Source organism: [Clostridium] hylemonae DSM 15053 (assembly GCF_008281175.1).
In the GTDB taxonomy this organism is placed as follows: domain Bacteria; phylum Bacillota; class Clostridia; order Lachnospirales; family Lachnospiraceae; genus Extibacter; species Extibacter hylemonae.
Genome location: NZ_CP036524.1, coordinates 3,175,067 through 3,190,439 on the forward strand (window position 1 = coordinate 3,175,067; position 15,373 = coordinate 3,190,439).

The 15,373-nt window shown below is 51.9% G+C and carries 14 protein-coding genes; 2 read left to right on the forward strand and 12 right to left on the reverse strand.

Annotation, left to right across the window (positions count from 1 at the left end):
• Position 1: 1 nt before the first annotated feature.
• A complete protein-coding gene (gene murB / locus LAJLEIBI_RS15020; RefSeq protein ID WP_040434974.1) occupies positions 2-913 on the reverse strand; it encodes a UDP-N-acetylmuramate dehydrogenase in 912 nt (303 codons plus the stop codon).
• Positions 914-1,070: 157 nt separating this feature from the next.
• On the opposite strand from murB, the gene LAJLEIBI_RS15025 reads away from it, so the two are divergent.
• Positions 1,071-2,348 carry an HlyC/CorC family transporter gene (locus LAJLEIBI_RS15025; RefSeq protein ID WP_006442972.1) on the forward strand — a complete coding sequence of 426 codons (1,278 nt, stop codon included), beginning with the start codon at positions 1,071-1,073 and terminating at the stop codon, positions 2,346-2,348.
• A 51-nt stretch (positions 2,349-2,399) separates the two neighbouring features.
• Here the strand turns inward: LAJLEIBI_RS15025 and LAJLEIBI_RS15030 are convergent, their stop codons facing one another.
• The gene (locus LAJLEIBI_RS15030; protein ID WP_006442973.1) at positions 2,400-3,110 is read right to left on the reverse strand and encodes a sigma-70 domain-containing protein; all 711 of its coding nucleotides are present in this window, start codon (positions 3,108-3,110) and stop codon (positions 2,400-2,402) included.
• Between the two features lie 182 nt (positions 3,111-3,292).
• Here LAJLEIBI_RS15030 and LAJLEIBI_RS15035 point away from each other — a divergent pair, with 182 nt between their 5' ends.
• On the forward strand, positions 3,293-5,296 hold the full coding sequence (locus tag LAJLEIBI_RS15035) for a DUF5107 domain-containing protein (RefSeq protein ID WP_040434977.1): 2,004 nt from the start codon (positions 3,293-3,295) through the stop codon (positions 5,294-5,296).
• 82 nt (positions 5,297-5,378) lie between these two features.
• Here the strand turns inward: LAJLEIBI_RS15035 and LAJLEIBI_RS15040 are convergent, their stop codons facing one another.
• The 10 genes from LAJLEIBI_RS15040 to LAJLEIBI_RS15085 all read right to left on the reverse strand — a co-directional run bounded on the left by LAJLEIBI_RS15040 (position 5,379) and on the right by LAJLEIBI_RS15085 (position 15,333).
• Positions 5,379-5,621, reverse strand: a complete 243-nt coding sequence (locus LAJLEIBI_RS15040) for a hypothetical protein (protein ID WP_006442975.1) — start codon at positions 5,619-5,621, stop codon at positions 5,379-5,381.
• Positions 5,622-5,728: 107 nt separating this feature from the next.
• Complete coding sequence (locus tag LAJLEIBI_RS15045) at positions 5,729-6,490, reverse strand: N-acetylmuramoyl-L-alanine amidase (protein ID WP_040434979.1); 762 nt, start codon at positions 6,488-6,490, stop codon at positions 5,729-5,731.
• A gap of 91 nt (positions 6,491-6,581) precedes the next feature.
• Positions 6,582-7,517 carry a 1-phosphofructokinase gene (gene pfkB / locus LAJLEIBI_RS15050; RefSeq protein ID WP_006442977.1) on the reverse strand — a complete coding sequence of 312 codons (936 nt, stop codon included), beginning with the start codon at positions 7,515-7,517 and terminating at the stop codon, positions 6,582-6,584.
• Positions 7,518-7,526: 9 nt separating this feature from the next.
• Positions 7,527-8,576, reverse strand: a complete 1,050-nt coding sequence (locus tag LAJLEIBI_RS15055; protein WP_006442978.1) for a galactitol-1-phosphate 5-dehydrogenase — start codon at positions 8,574-8,576, stop codon at positions 7,527-7,529.
• Positions 8,577-8,578: 2 nt separating this feature from the next.
• Complete coding sequence (xylB, locus tag LAJLEIBI_RS15060; protein ID WP_006442979.1) at positions 8,579-10,105, reverse strand: xylulokinase; 1,527 nt, start codon at positions 10,103-10,105, stop codon at positions 8,579-8,581.
• A gap of 11 nt (positions 10,106-10,116) precedes the next feature.
• Positions 10,117-10,968 (reverse strand): class II fructose-bisphosphate aldolase, encoded by an 852-nt coding sequence (locus tag LAJLEIBI_RS15065; RefSeq protein ID WP_040434983.1) that lies wholly within the window; start codon positions 10,966-10,968, stop codon positions 10,117-10,119.
• 2 nt (positions 10,969-10,970) lie between these two features.
• Positions 10,971-11,765: a DeoR/GlpR family DNA-binding transcription regulator gene (locus LAJLEIBI_RS15070; protein ID WP_006442981.1), complete on the reverse strand. Its 795-nt coding sequence runs from the start codon at positions 11,763-11,765 to the stop codon at positions 10,971-10,973.
• Positions 11,766-11,799: 34 nt separating this feature from the next.
• Entirely contained in the window at positions 11,800-12,477 is a 678-nt protein-coding gene (locus LAJLEIBI_RS15075) for a class II aldolase/adducin family protein (protein WP_040434985.1), read from the reverse strand.
• A gap of 258 nt (positions 12,478-12,735) precedes the next feature.
• On the reverse strand, positions 12,736-14,271 hold the full coding sequence (locus LAJLEIBI_RS15080; RefSeq protein ID WP_040434987.1) for an FGGY-family carbohydrate kinase: 1,536 nt from the start codon (positions 14,269-14,271) through the stop codon (positions 12,736-12,738).
• Between the two features lie 33 nt (positions 14,272-14,304).
• Positions 14,305-15,333, reverse strand: a complete 1,029-nt coding sequence (locus tag LAJLEIBI_RS15085) for an aldo/keto reductase (protein WP_330362725.1) — start codon at positions 15,331-15,333, stop codon at positions 14,305-14,307.
• Between the last annotated feature and the right edge of the window lie 40 nt (positions 15,334-15,373).

A 15,373-nucleotide genomic window follows, 5' to 3' on the forward strand; every position in this document is an offset into this window, starting at 1 on the left:
CTTAGAACTCCCCTAATCTTTTCACTTCCGGTTCCATCCGCACACCGGTCTGTCTCTCTACCCGGTCTGCGACCTCGGTTATCAGCGCCATAATATCAGCCGCTGTGGCACTGCCCCTGTTTATCACAAACCCACAGTGTTTCTCGGACACCTGGGCGCCCCCGACACGGAAGCCGCGCAGCCCGGCATCCTCGATCAGCTTGCCCGCAAAATATCCTTCCGGTCTTTTGAACGTACTCCCGGCGCTCGGATATTCGAGCGGCTGTTTGGTCACTCTCTTTTCTTTCAGCTCATCCATTCTGGCTTTTATCTCGTCTTTACTGCCTTCCTTAAGCTCTATTTCAGCTTCCAGCGCAATATATCCTTTTCTGGCAATGACGCTCGTCCTGTAGCCAAGTTCCAGTTCGTCTCTGTGGAGCGTGAGAAATGCTCCGTCTTCTGTGAGAACTGTAACGTATCTCAGTACATCCTTCATCTCTCCGCCGTATGCTCCCGCATTCATCACGCAGGCGCCTCCGAGCGTCCCGGGGATCCCCGCGGCAAATTCAAATCCTGTAAGTCCCGCCGACAGCGCCCGGGCTGCGATCGATGATAAAAGTGCGCCGGCCTGGGCCCTGACTGTATGTCCCTCTACCGTTATTTCACTCATATCTCTGTATATCTGTATCATGACTCCGCGGTATCCTTTGTCCGATACAAGCAGGTTGCTCCCGTTGCCTATAATATAGAAAGGAACGTCCCACTGTCTGCACAGGCGGATAATATCTCTTACTTCCTCCTTTGACTCCGGAACCGTATAATAATCTGCCGCCCCGCCGACGCGGAAGGTCGTGTGGTTCTTCATCGGTTCATCCGCCAGCACTTTATCTTCTGTCAAAACATCCTTCAATGCATTGTAAAAATCTTGATTCATATGTGTCTCCATCTTATATTTTTATATTAAATCATATTAATTTTCTCAGTACATCATACACTATCTACCTGCCAAATTCAACGCAGACTTGCAAAAACAGGGAAAATGGGTTATATTAGTCCCATATAATCTATTTTAAAAAGGAGTGAACTTATCATTGGACTCGAGTGACGTCATACAGCTAATAATACTGGTTGTTTTACTGGGATTGTCTGCATTTTTCTCATCTGCGGAGACATCTCTTACAACAGCCAACAAGATTCGAATCCGCAGCCTGGCCGAGGACGGCAGTAAACGGGCTAAAACATTATTAAAAATAACAGACAATTCAGGAAAGATGCTGAGCGCGATACTGATCGGCAACAACATCGTCAACTTATCCGCCGCTTCGCTTACAACAAGCCTTGCATACAGCTTCGGTGGCTCTATGGTGGCGATCGCCAGCGGTATACTGACCGTATTGATCCTTCTCTTCGGTGAGATAACGCCGAAGACGATGGCAACCATCCACGCTGAAAAAATGGCGCTTATCTACGCCCCCATCATCAGCATGTTCATGAAGATCATGACACCTGTCATTTTCCTTATCAACGGTTTGTCCATGGGAGTTCTCCTGCTGCTGCGTGTGGACCCCAATGCAAAGAATGATATCATGACAGAGACAGAGCTTCGCACGATCGTCGATGTGAGCCATGAAGACGGCGTCATTGAATCCGACGAGCGTGAAATGATATACAATGTGTTCGACCTGGGAGATGCCAAGGCCAAGGATGTCATGGTACCGCGTGTCCATGTGACATTTGCAGATGTGGAGAGCACCTACGAAGAACTGCTGGAGATATTCCGGGAGGATAAATTCACAAGGCTGCCGGTCTTTGAGGAGACAACGGATAACGTTATCGGAACCATCAATATGAAAGACCTTCTTCTCTACGACAATACGAAGGAATTCCATATACGCGACATACTGCGCGAAGCATATTTTACCTATGAATATAAAAACATTTCCGAGCTGCTCGTAGAGATGCGGCAGGCCTCTTTTAACATTGCTATCGTATTAGATGAATATGGCGAAACAGCCGGACTTATTACATTAGAAGATATATTAGAAGAAATCGTCGGTGAGATCCATGACGAATACGACGAAAATGAGGAAGATTTTATTCAGGAGATCGGGGAGCGTGAATTTATCGTCGAGGGTTCCACGAACCTGGACGACTTAAATGACCGGCTGGACCTGAATCTGGAATCTGAAGATTATGACTCGGTCGGCGGCTTTATCATCGAGCGGCTGGACCGGCTGCCTGAGGCCGGTGACACGATCACCACGGAGGACGGCATACGTATGGTAGTCGAGACGCTGGATAAAAACAGGATCGAGACTGTGCATATGTATCTGCCGGAACGAGAGGCAGATGAAGATACAGATGATTAAAAGGATATCACGATAATAACAGACGCTGGAATCTGCATTCCAGCGTCTGTTTTATATCTCTTCCTGTTCTTCTTCCACGTCTTCTCCTGCCAGTTTCAGAAGCGCCTCGACCTGCTCTGTCTCCATACTAAGCTGCTGCGCCACCTCATCCACAGATACTTTCCTGCCCATATCTTCACTCATATGGCGGATCGTCTCATCGAGCTCCGCCACCTGGCTCACCATCTTTTTATCCTGACGTCTCGTCTCTGTCTGAGACTCTATAAATGCCTGCAGTCCGGCGCGCACTTCTTCCATGATCTCCTGCTCACTGTCCACCGCCCCTTCAAAACGCCTGAGCGCTGCCATGAGACTTAAGTTGCCCTCCTGTATCATGTCGCCGATGAAAAGCTCTTTGCGGTGCATCTGAAGCGCCGCGTCCGCAACGAGGGGCAGATAGTAGGCCATACGGGCTTCTTCCACACTTCCTCCCCTCATGTTCTCTATTTCCTGTATGTATTCCGTAAAATACTCCTGCTCTTCACTGCTTAGATCTGCGGACTCTTCGCCTGACTCGATGATCTTTCCCGGCTGCTTTTTATACCCTGCAACAGTGACCTTCTGAGCAAGCAGATAGTCGCAGACGAGCTCCGTCTGTTCCTGAGAAAGGCCGTCCTCCTCAAAAAACTTTTCTATTTCCTCCACGGTAAGGCGGTTCCCCTGTCCCGCGGCGGTCTCCTGGATGCTGCCCAGTTTGCTTCTGAATTCCAATCTGTCTGCCATGATCTATATCCTCCCAAGTTCCGGCCGTATCCGTCCATGCTGTACAGCGGCCCTGCCGGTTTACAAAATATATTAGCATACTCTGTCTGAAAATGCCATTGTAAATCAAACGCGAAAGTGATACGATTACGTTTGCATAACGAATATTTACGGCTGCCGCCGGCGAAAAGGAGCATATGATCATGTCAATAACAAAAGGTATTCTTAAAATAGAAGGGGCCAGGCCGGAAGGGGCAAACCCGCTTCCGCTGTTCAGAGACCGTCAGAAAAACAAACACCCAAAAAGCAACGGTACGATGCGTCCGGAGGAACTGGACTATTTTGGGTATGAATCAGCTTTCCGCGTGCTTCCCTATAAAATGCAGGACCGCTATACGAGAACCAAAACGAGACTTACGCTTACATCTGTAGTGCTGGAAAATGAACATCTGAGAGCTGAATTTCTCCCGGAATTCGGAGGCCGTCTCTATTCGCTGAGAGAAAAAGAGACGGACCGTGAGCTGCTCTACTGCAATCCTGTCATGCAGCCCGCCAACCTGGCTATCCGCAATGCCTGGTTTTCCGGCGGGATCGAATGGAATATCGCCCAGCTCGGACATACGTTTTCCACATGTGACGACGTGTTTTTCGCTGCCGTCAAAGCAGGCGGCGCATCCGGCGGCAAAGAGGAAGAATTTCTGCGCATGTACGACTATGAACGGACGAGAGGACTCGTATGGCAGATAGATTTCCACCTGCCGGAGGGCGCACGGAGCCTCACTGCCCACGTCAGGATCGTAAATGACCAGCCTCACAGTGTTCCTATGTACTGGTGGACCAACATTGCCGTAAAGGAGGAGGAGGGAAGCCGGGTCTTCTCCGGCACAGATGAGGTCCTCTATATCGAGCCGCAGTCGCAGGCCGAAGGCTGCGAACACTGCTTCGGCCGCGGTCAGCTTCCTGATCTTCCCGTACTGCCCGGAAAAGATGCCTCCTACTCTCTCAACTTTGACTTTTCCAGCGAATACTTCTTCCAGAATCCGGTGTCGGATGCCGCCCCGTGGGAGGCAGTCTCCTACAAGGACGGCACCGTATTCTGTGAGCGCTCCACACAGCCGCTCCGTATCCGCAAGATGTTCTGCTGGGGCAGCCACAGCGGGGGGCGCAGCTGGTGCGATTATCTGTCTCTTCCGGGCCAGGGCGATTACATCGAGATTCAGGCCGGACTTGCGCCGACGCAGCTGCACGGAATGGAGATGGACGCTCAGAGCAGTATTGAATTTACCCAGATATTCGGCACTGCAGCCGTACAGCCCGGAGAAGGCAATCTGGACTCTTACGGACAGGCACAGGCACTTATCCGGCAGGCGGTGGAACAGTCGCTTCCGGCGGAGGAAGTCGCGCGGGCAGACATGCACTGCCGGACACTCGCTTCCCTCCCATGCGAAACGATACTGCACCGCGGCCACGGATGGGGCGCGCTCGAGAATATGCGCCGGCGGGCGGAAAATAAGCCGCTGCTTCCCGCCTCCTTCACATTTCCACAAGATACGCTCGGCAAAGAGCAGGAACCGTGGATCTGCCTCCTGGAAGGCCGCGCGCTGCCGGAACTAAATGATACGCACTTTCCCGCTTCATGGATGACAGATGCCAATTATATCCCATACCTGGAGCGCTGTATCAAGAGCGATCCACACAATACCGCCGCACAGCTTCATCTCGGCGTAAACCTGTACGAAAACGGCAGATACGATGAAGCCGCCGCCTTGTGGGAAAAAGCCCTGCTGGCAAAACCTCTGCCGATCCTGCACCGCAATCTTGCCTGCGCGGCACATCAGGAAGGAGACCTGAAAAAAGCCATCCGGCAGATGGAACAGATCACCCTTGATACTTACATAGCGGCAGACGCCGCCTTCCTCCAGGAATACTTGCGCCTCCTGGCCGAAGACGGACAATGGCAGAAACTGAACGACATATATCAAAAACTGCCCGCGCGCCTGAAAGAAGAAGAACGGATATACCTTCTCGAATGCGAGGCAGCACTTCATCTGGAAAACTGGAGCTTTCTGGAAGAAGCATTCCAGAAAGAATATGCATCCATCCGGGAAGGAGAGACAAAGATAACCGACATCTGGTTTGCATTCGCGGCGGCAAATCAGATCGATCCAAAACAACTGCCCAAAAATCTCGATCTGCGGATGTTCTGATCGATGGGGACAGGGCAAAATGAATTGGGGACGGGGTTTTTCTAGAAAAACCCCGTCCCCAACTCATTTTGCCCTGTTCCTTTTATACCCGGTTCCTCATCAGGAAGATGATTCCCCCGAACAGTCCGAAGATGATCCCCACGTATATTGCCGCGCACATGATGCCTGTGGCATATGCCAGAACCGATACGCCTGATATAACGCAGAAAAGCATTCCTGCGATGAGAGCCGCAGCGGTCCAGCATATAATATTTGCCGCAAGAAATACACCGGTCGCCGAGTCATTTTGAAATGTTTTATTTGTAAGTTCCCATAGTCGTTTCATCGCACTACCTCCTTGCCAAACTCTTGCTCATCTCTTTGTTGTCTACATTATAGCCAGGTATTGTTAAGGGAACCTGCAGACCGGTGATAAATCTGCGTTAAATCTTTTCAGCTTATGATCAATGTATCATAGCCGTCCATCTTAAGTCTTCGTTCCATCGCCACCGCATCGCTCAGATTATCATATCCTCCTACCTGAACACTTATAAACGGTCCGGAATCGTCGATAAACGCGGGATAATCCTGCTCCAGAAGTTCATTGCGCAGCCGTTCTGCATATCTCCAGTTTCTGAACAGTCCAACCTGTACTCTGTAATAATTCTCCTGAATGACTCCTTCTGCGTTCAGCGCATCGAGCAGACCTGTGGCGATCGCCTCCGCGATGGCGTCAAAGTTGTTGTCAAAAAGCATATTGTCCGTATCGGAATTGATAAACCCGGCCTCTACAAGTACCGCCGGCATATTTGTTCTTTTCAGCACGACGAGATTGGGTCTTGCCTTCACTCCCAGGTTTACAAACCCCACAGCCTCGAGCTGGGCGTTAATGTCCTGGGCTACCTGGTATTTGAGCCCTGACAGGTCATATACAAGGCTCTCCACCCCCGAGACCTCGTTATCCGTCGGGAAGGAATTCCTGTGTATGGACAGAAAAAAATCCACCCCCGCATTGTTTGCTTTCATCGCTTTCTCATATGGTGTCTCGTATACATCCGTTGTCCTCGTGTAGGACACATCTATTCCATTGTCCTGCAATATCTCGCCCACTGCCAGAGCAAGACGCAACGTATCATCTTTCTCCTGTCTGCCGTTAAAGACAGCGCCTGGATCCCGGCCGCCGTGGCCGGCATCCACCATGACTGAATATGGCATAAAAAATCCCCTTTCGCAACATTCTATAATAGAATATGCAGTGAAAGGGAATTTGGGAACCGCGATATATCCGCCAATAAATAAAAACGTATTACATTCTGATCTTTTCTATCTTAACCTTACCGTATATCTTCTCCATGTCATCCGGATCAAAGATACCCGTCTCTTCCTGGAGCGCCGCGGCCGCCGAGACCGCGCTCGCCCTTCGCAGCGTCTCTTCCATGGAATCTCCTCGTTCCAGCCCCATGGCAAACCCTGCGATCATAGAGTCACCGCAGCCAACTGAATTCACCGTGTCAAGCCGCGGCACCGTCGCCCGATAGACACCGCTGCCGCACACGACGAGAGAACCGTCGGCGCCGAGCGACACCGCCACGTTCTCCACTCCTCTTTCACGGATCTTAAGCGCCGCCTCTATGATGTCATCCATTTTGCCGCAGTCCTTCCCTGTGAGCATGCGGATCTCATCAATATTCGGTTTGATGAGTGAAGGTTTCGCTTCGATCCCGAGCTCCAGAAGTGCGCCGCTCGTGTCCAGGATGACCTTGCTGCCGGCTTCCTTTGCGATGGCGGTCAGCCTCTGATACGCAGTGCCGTCAAGCCCTCTTGGGACACTTCCCGAGACAGCCACCACATCCGCGCGCTCTGCAAGATGCCGGTATTGTTCCGTAAACCTGTCAAATTCCTCCGCCGTCACCGTCACTCCCGGCTCCAGCAGTTCCGTCTGGATCCCGTTCTTTTCATCCCAGATATTCACACAGGACCGGCTCTCCTCGCTGACCCGGCAGAACGCGCAGGAAACACCAAAGTTCTCAAGCGCTTCCTCAATATACCGCCCTGCATGGCCGCCCACAAATCCCGTCGCGGTAGTCTCCCCTCCCGCGATCCGGACGACTCTGGATACATTCAGCCCTTTTCCTCCCGGCGTATACTGGCACTCCTTCAGGCGGTTGACCTCACCTACTTTAAATTCCTCCAGCACATACCTCTTGTCTATAGACGCATTCAATGTAACGGTCAGTATCATGGCAACCTCCTAATCTTCATTGACAAGCAGCACTTTTCCCTTGACAAGTCCCGGCGTCTTAAACATTTGAAACGCCTTCTGAGCCTGTTCCATAGGCATCTTCTTATAGATAAAGCCCGGGTCAAACTTAAGCTGCCCTGTTGCGAAATAATGCGCCGTCAATTCCCATTCCTTCCCCGGGAAAGGCGCGCTGTACGACATCCAGGAACCGGTCAGCCTGAATTCTTTCCGGTTCATGTTCTCCCACATGGAAGGGGTAAACGAAAGCTCCGCGTGAGGCGTTCCGATAAAGCAGACGTCCGCCTTGTTGGCCGCCAGTTCAAACGCCATCTGCATCGTCGGCACCTGTCCCGCCGTCTCGAATACGTAATCATACCCTCTCTGGCCCGTGATCTCCATTGCCTTTTCCATAAAATTCTCTTCCGAGCTGTTCACAACCTCGTCGGCGCCAAGCTTTTCGGCCAGCTTCAGGCGCTCCTTGCTTATGTCGAACACAACGACTTTTCTGGCGCCGAATATTTTCGCCCACTGCATCGTAAACATACCGATCGTGCCGCCGCCAAGCACAGCCACATATCCGCCGCCCTTATAGTCATTCTGTAATACACCGTGAAGCGCAACGGTAGAAGGTTCAAACATGGCCCCCTGCTCATAAGAAACAGATTTATCGAACACGACCGCGTTCTGCTCGGGGATCACAACATAGTCCGCATTGCTCCCCTGCTGCCTGGAACCGATAAAACTGTATTTCTTACAGAGAGAAAAGTTGCCGTTCTGGCAGTCGTCACACTTCATACACGGCAGAAGAGGCGCCCCTGACACCCTGTCTCCGACTTTTACCCTGGTGACTCCCTCTCCGGTCTCCACTACGTCACCGGAAAACTCATGCCCGAGAACGATCGGGTAAAAATGCACTCCGTTGTGGAGCACTCTCGGAATATCAGAGCCGCATATGCCGGAGGCCTTCACCTTTACCTTCACCATTCCCGGTCCTGCGTTCGGCTCCTCATGATCCAGATACCGCACATCCTCATTTGCACATACAACCGCTGCTTTCATCGTTACATATCTCCTTTCATTACTGCTTTCAGATTCTCATACAGCTTCCGGTACACCTTGTAATTCCTTGTATACACTTCCTGTGTATCAGGATCCGGCTCGTGGTACCGTTTCTCTGCCACCGTCTTTTTGACAGCCTCGTCAAAGCTTTTGTACATGCCGACACCGACACCTGCCAGAATAACAGCGCCAAGCGTTGTTGCCGTATCGGAAGACGGCACGACAATGCGTTTGCCCGTCACGTCGGCCTTGATCTGCGTCCACAACAGGGAATTGGCAGAACCTCCCATGGAGCGCAGCTCACTCACAGACGCTCCCGCCTGCTCTGCCACATCGAGATTGTGCCGGAGTGAGAGGGCCACGCCTTCCATCGCCGCTCTGATAAAATGTCCTTTTGTCTTGCTGAAGTCAAGTCCGTAATACACACCCTTTGCGTCCGGGTCCCATATAGGAGAACGCTCCCCTGACATATAAGGAAGGAACACGACGCCGTCGCTCCCCGCGGAGACTTCGCCGGCCAGTTCATTAAAAAGCTCCAGCGAGCTTTTTCCCGTTTCCTTCCCCTTCATGCGCTCGTAATCGCCAAATTCATGCTCCAGCCACCGCATAACACCGCCGCCGCCGACGGTTCCTCCCTGGAGTATCCACTGCCCCGGAACCGCATGAAAGCTCAGGATAAGCCGCTCGTCCGCCTTGTATGTATCCATGCAGATGCTCATGCCGCCTGCCTGGCCTCCCTGCTCCTGCGTCTCACCCGGATGTACTGCGCCCGCGCCGAGCGTTCCGCACGCGGCATCCAGCGCTCCCGCCACAACGGGAATCCCCTCCATCAGACCGCATTCTTTTGCCGCCTTCGCCGTCACCGTGCCGATGACATCATGGCTGGCGCAGATGGCGGGCAGCATGTCAGGATCCATGCCGAGGTCACGGCACATCTCCATATCCCACGTTCCCTGACGCATGCAGAAGCAGTGATGGCCGTACCCCTGCGTCAGCTCCTGCGTCACCTCACCGGTCAGTTTAAAAGCAATATAACTGTTGGACTGCAGAATTTTGTCCGTCTTCCTGTACACGTCCGGCATCTGCTCTTTATACCAGAGTACCTTAGGCGTAGAGTAAGAAGGCTTAAACGGATTGCCGCACACGTCAAATATCCTTTTTTCACCGACACGGGCTCCCGTTTCCTCACAGATGCCGGCAGCCCTCGTATCCATCCAGATAGGCGTATTGGCCAGAACCTTCCCTTCCGCGTCGATCGGTATGGCAGACCAGCTCTGCCCGTCGATACCGATACCGGCAACAGACCCGGGCCGTATGCCGCTCTTTTCCATAGCGGCCTTCACTGCAGAACATACCGCCTGCCACCATTCCTCCGGATTCTGTTCCGCCCAGCCGGGATGCGGATAATATACGTTGTAGGCGCCGCTGGCGCCCGCCTTTACCTGACCGTTCTCATCAAATACGGCGACCTTACATGCACTTGTTCCAATATCGATTCCCAATAAATACTGCTCCATAGTACCACTCATTCTTTCCGTCTCTATTTTGCCCTGCCGTCACATCCGCATACTTTCATACGGCCTTTGACGAGTTCCTTCACAGCTTCCATACCGACAGTCCCTAACTTCTTCGGGTCAAATGTCCCCGGCTTCTCCCCGAGAAGTTTCTTGCAGGCGTCCGTGTAGGCAACGCGCAGCTCTGTGGCAAAGTTCACTTTGCACATCCCTCTTTTTACACATTCCCTCACATCCTCGTCACTTAGTCCCGACGCGCCGTGAAGCACCAACGGCACCGGCACGGCCTCTTTGATCTGGCTCACCCGCTCCTTATCCAGCACCGGCGTGCCCGCATAGAAGCCGTGAGCCGTGCCGATGGCGATCGCCAGAGAAGACACTCCCGTACGTTCTACAAACACCTTCGCCTCCGCCGGGTCGGTATTCGTGTCGGCCTCAGCCTCAAGGTCGTCCTCTTTTCCTCCCACCTTGCCAAGCTCAGCCTCAACCGGAATGCCGCAGGCTGCCGCCACATCGGCCACTCTCTTTGTGAGCGCGATATTATTTTCCAGATCTTCGTGTGAACCGTCGATCATGACAGAGGTATATCCTGCTTTCATTGCCTGTACGGCAAGCTCAAAACTGCTGCCATGATCCAGATGAAGGCATACCGGCACAGACGCCTTTTTGGCCTCGGCTGAAACGATGCCGAAATAAGTCTCCAGACTTCCGTACTTCACAGTCGACGGCGTCGTCTGCAGCATGACCGGAGCGTTCAGCTCCTCCGCCGCCTGGATGACAGCCTTTACCATCTCCATATTTTCCACATTGAATGCCCCAACGGCATATCCGCCCTTCTGGGCATCGAGCAGCATTTGTTCTGATGTAACTAATGGCATGATTATTTCTCCTTTTCCTTTGCTTCTTTTTCTTTTCCCGGATAAATACATTCGATCCTGTTCTTTTCAAATTCCTGAAGCCATTGTCCTCCCGGCTTCCTGTCCGTCACGATCTTCGTAAGTTCGGTCCACTCCGCCACTTTTGTAAACGCGATCTCTCCGAACTTGGAGCTGTCCGCTACAAGGATCCTCTCCTTTGCGGAACCAAGCATCATCCTCTTGCTGTTTGCGTCCTGTTCATCGGAATCCGTGATCCCTGCTTCCAGGCTCAGGCCTTTGCACGAGATGACCGCTTTGTCCACGTGATAGGACTGGATCATGCGGTCCGTGTGCGGACCGACGAGGGCAAATGACTTCTCTCTGGACACGCCGCCTGTAGAGATCACATTCCACTCCGGCATGTCAAACAGTTCCACAATGATCTCGACCGAGTTCGTTATGACCGTAAGCTTTTTCTTCTCTTTCAGCGCTCTGGCTATGTAAACGTCCGTAGAACTGGCGTCCAGCATGACCGCTTCGCCGTCCCGGACCATCCCGACTATGAGCTCCGCCATCTTCTGCTTTTCCACGATCTTCTGATTCTTTCTTATGTTAAACGGCAGGTCGAAGATGCTGTGCTCATTCAGCACCGCGCCTCCGTAGCTCTTTATGACAAGTCCGTCGTTCTCAAGCTTCTCTAAATCCCTTCTTATCGTCTCCTCAGACACCTGATATGACTGACTGAGCTCACTGACAACGACTCTTTTCTCCTTCTGAAGACGTTCCAATATATCATTGCGTCTCTCTATTGCTAGCATTTTAACACCTCCGAATTCTGTGTGCGACTGTCTCTTACCGCTCCATGTCAGCCGGATGCCTGCCGGTCAGACCGTATTGTTTTCTCATGCTGTAGAGCCTCTTTACCTGTTCTTCTGGGAGAACCTGCGGTCCGCCGATCTGCATTGCCTGATACAGAAGCCGCGCGTAGAATTCCAGAGATTCCATCTTGTGGTAAGCGCCGAGCAGAGAGTCCCCGTATGTGAGAGCTCCATGGTTCTCAAGCAGTACCGCGTCATAATATGGAAGATACTCTGATACTGCATCCGGTATCTCTTCCGTGGACGGCGTCCCGTATTTCGCAAGCGGCACTGTGCCGAGTGATATGACAGCCTCCGGCATGATAGGCGCCGTAAGCTCCATACCCGATACCGCAAATGTGGTGGCATACATAGGATGAGCATGTACCACTGATCTGACATCCTCCCTCTCCTTGTACACGCGCATGTGCATCTTGATCTCAGAAGACGGCTTAAAGCCTTCATTCGCCTCGATCACATTTCCTTCAGCGTCGACCTTACATATGTACTCCGGCGTCATGAACCCTTTGCTTACTCCTGTGGGCGTACATAAAAACTCATTGTCATTTAATTTCACAGAAAAGTTCCCATCGTTGGCCGCAACCATACCCCTGTTATACACCCTCTTACCTATCTCACACATCTCATTTTTGATATCAAGTTCGCTCTGCATGCGCATGTCCTCCTTATTCTGATCCGGCCGGATCACCTTTGCTTTTCGTTGTTTCTAAGTTGATACTACCATATAATTCAATGCAATTCAACTAAAATGTGTGTGGTTTTATGTTGTTTTTGAATTTCATACGATAAAAGGCAAATCCAATTGGGGACGGGGTATTTTTAAAAATACCCCGTCCCCAATTAATTTTAAAAAAAGCAGAAGGCTCATCCCTGTTATCGGGAAAGCAGCCTCCTGCCTTTACACTGCGTGCTACAGTGCCTTTGTCAGTTCTTTCATATCTTCTTTCAAATGACGGTAGATATTTTTGTACAGTCTGAAATATTCATTATATTTTTTGTGGTTTTCTTCATTTGGCATGATCTTTTTATCGAGTACCTGCCATTTCTTTACTTCTTCATATGTAAGGATTCCCGTTCCAATGCCCGCAAGCATAACGTCACCCATGTTTGCCTCCACGTCATAGATAGGGCATACGACCGGATAGCCTGTCACGTCTGCAAATATCTGACGCCATACCTTTGACTTTGTCACGCCGCCTGCTATGAGAATGTATTCTCCCAGATCTTCTCCCGTCGCTTCCATGGCATCACGCAGACAGTAGGCGACCGCCTCCAGAAACGCCCGGTAAATATGTCCCTTTGTGTGTGTAAGAGACAGGCCGACGATCGTACCTTTTGCGTCAGAATCCCACACCGGGCTTCTCTCTCCCATAAAGTACGGAAGTACGACAAGACCTTCACTCCCTGCAGGGATCTCTTCCGCCTGCTCATTCAGCACGTCATATACGCTCGGACCGCCGTTCTTCTGATTTTCTACTTCCCACTGGCAGAGCGTATTGCGGAACCATTTTATGATGGCCCCTGCCGTGTTGCCCCCGGCAAAGTAGTAAGAAAGGTTCTTGGCATCATAAAGGTACGGCCAAATGATAAGCCCCTTTCCCTTTACCGGCCTGTCAGAAATGAGAGCCGCGCACATAGAAGTTCCGATGGCCGCAGCGTACACGCCCGCCTCAAACACGCCGAGTCCGATATTGGCGGCTCCGCAGTCGATCCCTCCGGCGATCACAGGAAGTCCCTCCCACAGCCCGAGCTCTTCTGCCATGTCCTTTTTAAGTCCGCCGACAATATCCGTGGATTCCACGATCTTCTGAGGCATCATGGAAAGCGGGATATCCATGGCGTCCAGCAGTTCCTCGGACCATACGCGGTCATTCATGTCAAAGATACCGCCGATATTTCCGGCGGAGGAATAGTCGATCGCGATCTCTCCGGTCAGCTTGTATATCACATAATCGTTCGGCGGAAGGAACAGTTTTGTTCTTGCCCAGTTGTCAGGCTCATTATGTTTCATCCACAGGATCTTCGTATATCCATAATAAGGATCCGCCCCATTGTGCGTGATCTCAAGCAGCTTCTCCTCACCGATATGTTCAAGCGCCCACTCTGTCTCCTTCTGCGCGCGTCTGTCCATCCAGATCATACAAGGTCTCACCGGCTTCATCTCTTCATCCAGCGGTATTCCGGAACCGCCGTAAAGCCCGCTGATCGCGATCCCCTTGATCTCCTCTTTCTTCACGCCGCACTCTGCCACCGCTTTCTCCACCGTCCTGCGGATAGACTCTTTTGAAGCCTCATACCAGACATCCGGCCACTGCTCCGCCCAGAGCGGCTTTGGCGTAAGTACGTCGTATTCCTCCAGCGCCTGGGATATGAGTCTGCCTTTCGTATCCATCAGAATCGTTTTCGTGCCGGACGTTCCGATATCTGTTCCCAATAAATATTCCATCGCATTTCCTCCTAAATATAACATGTTATCATGTTACGCTTCTGTCGTTTTGCAGTTGTTCCGTTCGTCTTCTCCGTCCCAGATGTCTCTCCAGCTTTCGGCCTCTTCCCAGAGAAATACTTTACCTTTGATAAGGCGGGCATTTCTGTCCGCCCTTTTCAGAGTGTCCATCTCTTCTTCCGTCAGAAAATCCTCTGTTGTACACCGCAGGTTCTCCACATACTCTTTCTCATACACAGAAAAAGGAATGGGGACATGCCCTCTCTGCACTGCCCATTTTACACACACCGACGCAGGGTGGCAGCCGTGTGTCTCCGCGATCTCCTTAAGCTCCGGCATCTCAAAAGTAACGACATCTCCTTCTTCCGTGTCCCGCTCTGGACGGCACGGCGAACCCATCGGGCTGTAAGCGACAGGAAGTATACCGTGGGACATACAATAGTCAAACAGCGCCGGCTGCTGAAACGTCGGATTTATCTCCACTTCCAGGACAACCGGCCTGATCCTGCACAGAGGGAGCACCTGCTCAAGCTTTGTGACCGTCATGTTAGACATACCAAGGCTTCTGACGAGTCCCATATCGACCAGACGTTCCATCTGCCTCCACACCGACATATACTCCTCCACAGAAAACGGGACCGCATCCGGATTCCTGCCCGTCAGCACAGCGCCAGGCGCATGATAGTTCGGGAACGGCCAGTGCACCATATACACATCCACATAATCCAGCTTTAAGTCCCGAAGGCTCTTTGCACAGGCGACGAGCACATCGCCTTTTCCGTGCATATCGTTCCAGAGCTTCGTCATAACAGTCAGTTCCTGTCTCTGTACAACACCTTCCGCAAATACACGGGCCAGCACCTGTCCGATGTCCCGCTCATTTCCGTAAGCTGCCGCACAGTCCAGAAGCCGGTATCCTGCCTTTATAGCTCCGTATACCGCGTCAGCTACCTCCCGCGGCGCATACCGGTCATTGCCGAATGTCCCCATACCGATACCCGGGATGATCATCCCATTGCTCAGTTTTCTCTGGGGAACAGCCGCCGGATCCACATTCTCCATAAGCATCCTCCTCATCCACTGCCGGACAGACGGATACGCG

Excerpts from the sequence above, each read along its gene's own strand:
- LAJLEIBI_RS15065 (WP_040434983.1), bottom strand. The coding sequence starts at position 10,968 with ATGCCATTAGTTACATCAGAACAAATGCTGCTCGATGCCCAGAAGGGC.
- LAJLEIBI_RS15040 (WP_006442975.1), bottom strand. The coding sequence starts at position 5,621 with ATGAAACGACTATGGGAACTTACAAATAAAACATTTCAAAATGACTCG.
- LAJLEIBI_RS15070 (WP_006442981.1), bottom strand. The coding sequence starts at position 11,765 with ATGCTAGCAATAGAGAGACGCAATGATATATTGGAACGTCTTCAGAAG.
- LAJLEIBI_RS15035 (WP_040434977.1), top strand. The coding sequence starts at position 3,293 with ATGTCAATAACAAAAGGTATTCTTAAAATAGAAGGGGCCAGGCCGGAA.
- pfkB (WP_006442977.1), bottom strand. The coding sequence starts at position 7,517 with ATGATACTGACCGTTACATTGAATGCGTCTATAGACAAGAGGTATGTG.
- LAJLEIBI_RS15045 (WP_040434979.1), bottom strand. The coding sequence starts at position 6,490 with ATGCCATATTCAGTCATGGTGGATGCCGGCCACGGCGGCCGGGATCCA.
- LAJLEIBI_RS15085 (WP_330362725.1), bottom strand. The coding sequence starts at position 15,333 with ATGGAGAATGTGGATCCGGCGGCTGTTCCCCAGAGAAAACTGAGCAAT.
- murB (WP_040434974.1), bottom strand. The coding sequence starts at position 913 with ATGAATCAAGATTTTTACAATGCATTGAAGGATGTTTTGACAGAAGAT.
- LAJLEIBI_RS15080 (WP_040434987.1), bottom strand. The coding sequence starts at position 14,271 with ATGGAATATTTATTGGGAACAGATATCGGAACGTCCGGCACGAAAACG.
- LAJLEIBI_RS15055 (WP_006442978.1), bottom strand. The coding sequence starts at position 8,576 with ATGAAAGCAGCGGTTGTATGTGCAAATGAGGATGTGCGGTATCTGGAT.
- LAJLEIBI_RS15075 (WP_040434985.1), bottom strand. The coding sequence starts at position 12,477 with ATGCAGAGCGAACTTGATATCAAAAATGAGATGTGTGAGATAGGTAAG.
- xylB (WP_006442979.1), bottom strand. The coding sequence starts at position 10,105 with ATGAGTGGTACTATGGAGCAGTATTTATTGGGAATCGATATTGGAACA.
- LAJLEIBI_RS15030 (WP_006442973.1), bottom strand. The coding sequence starts at position 3,110 with ATGGCAGACAGATTGGAATTCAGAAGCAAACTGGGCAGCATCCAGGAG.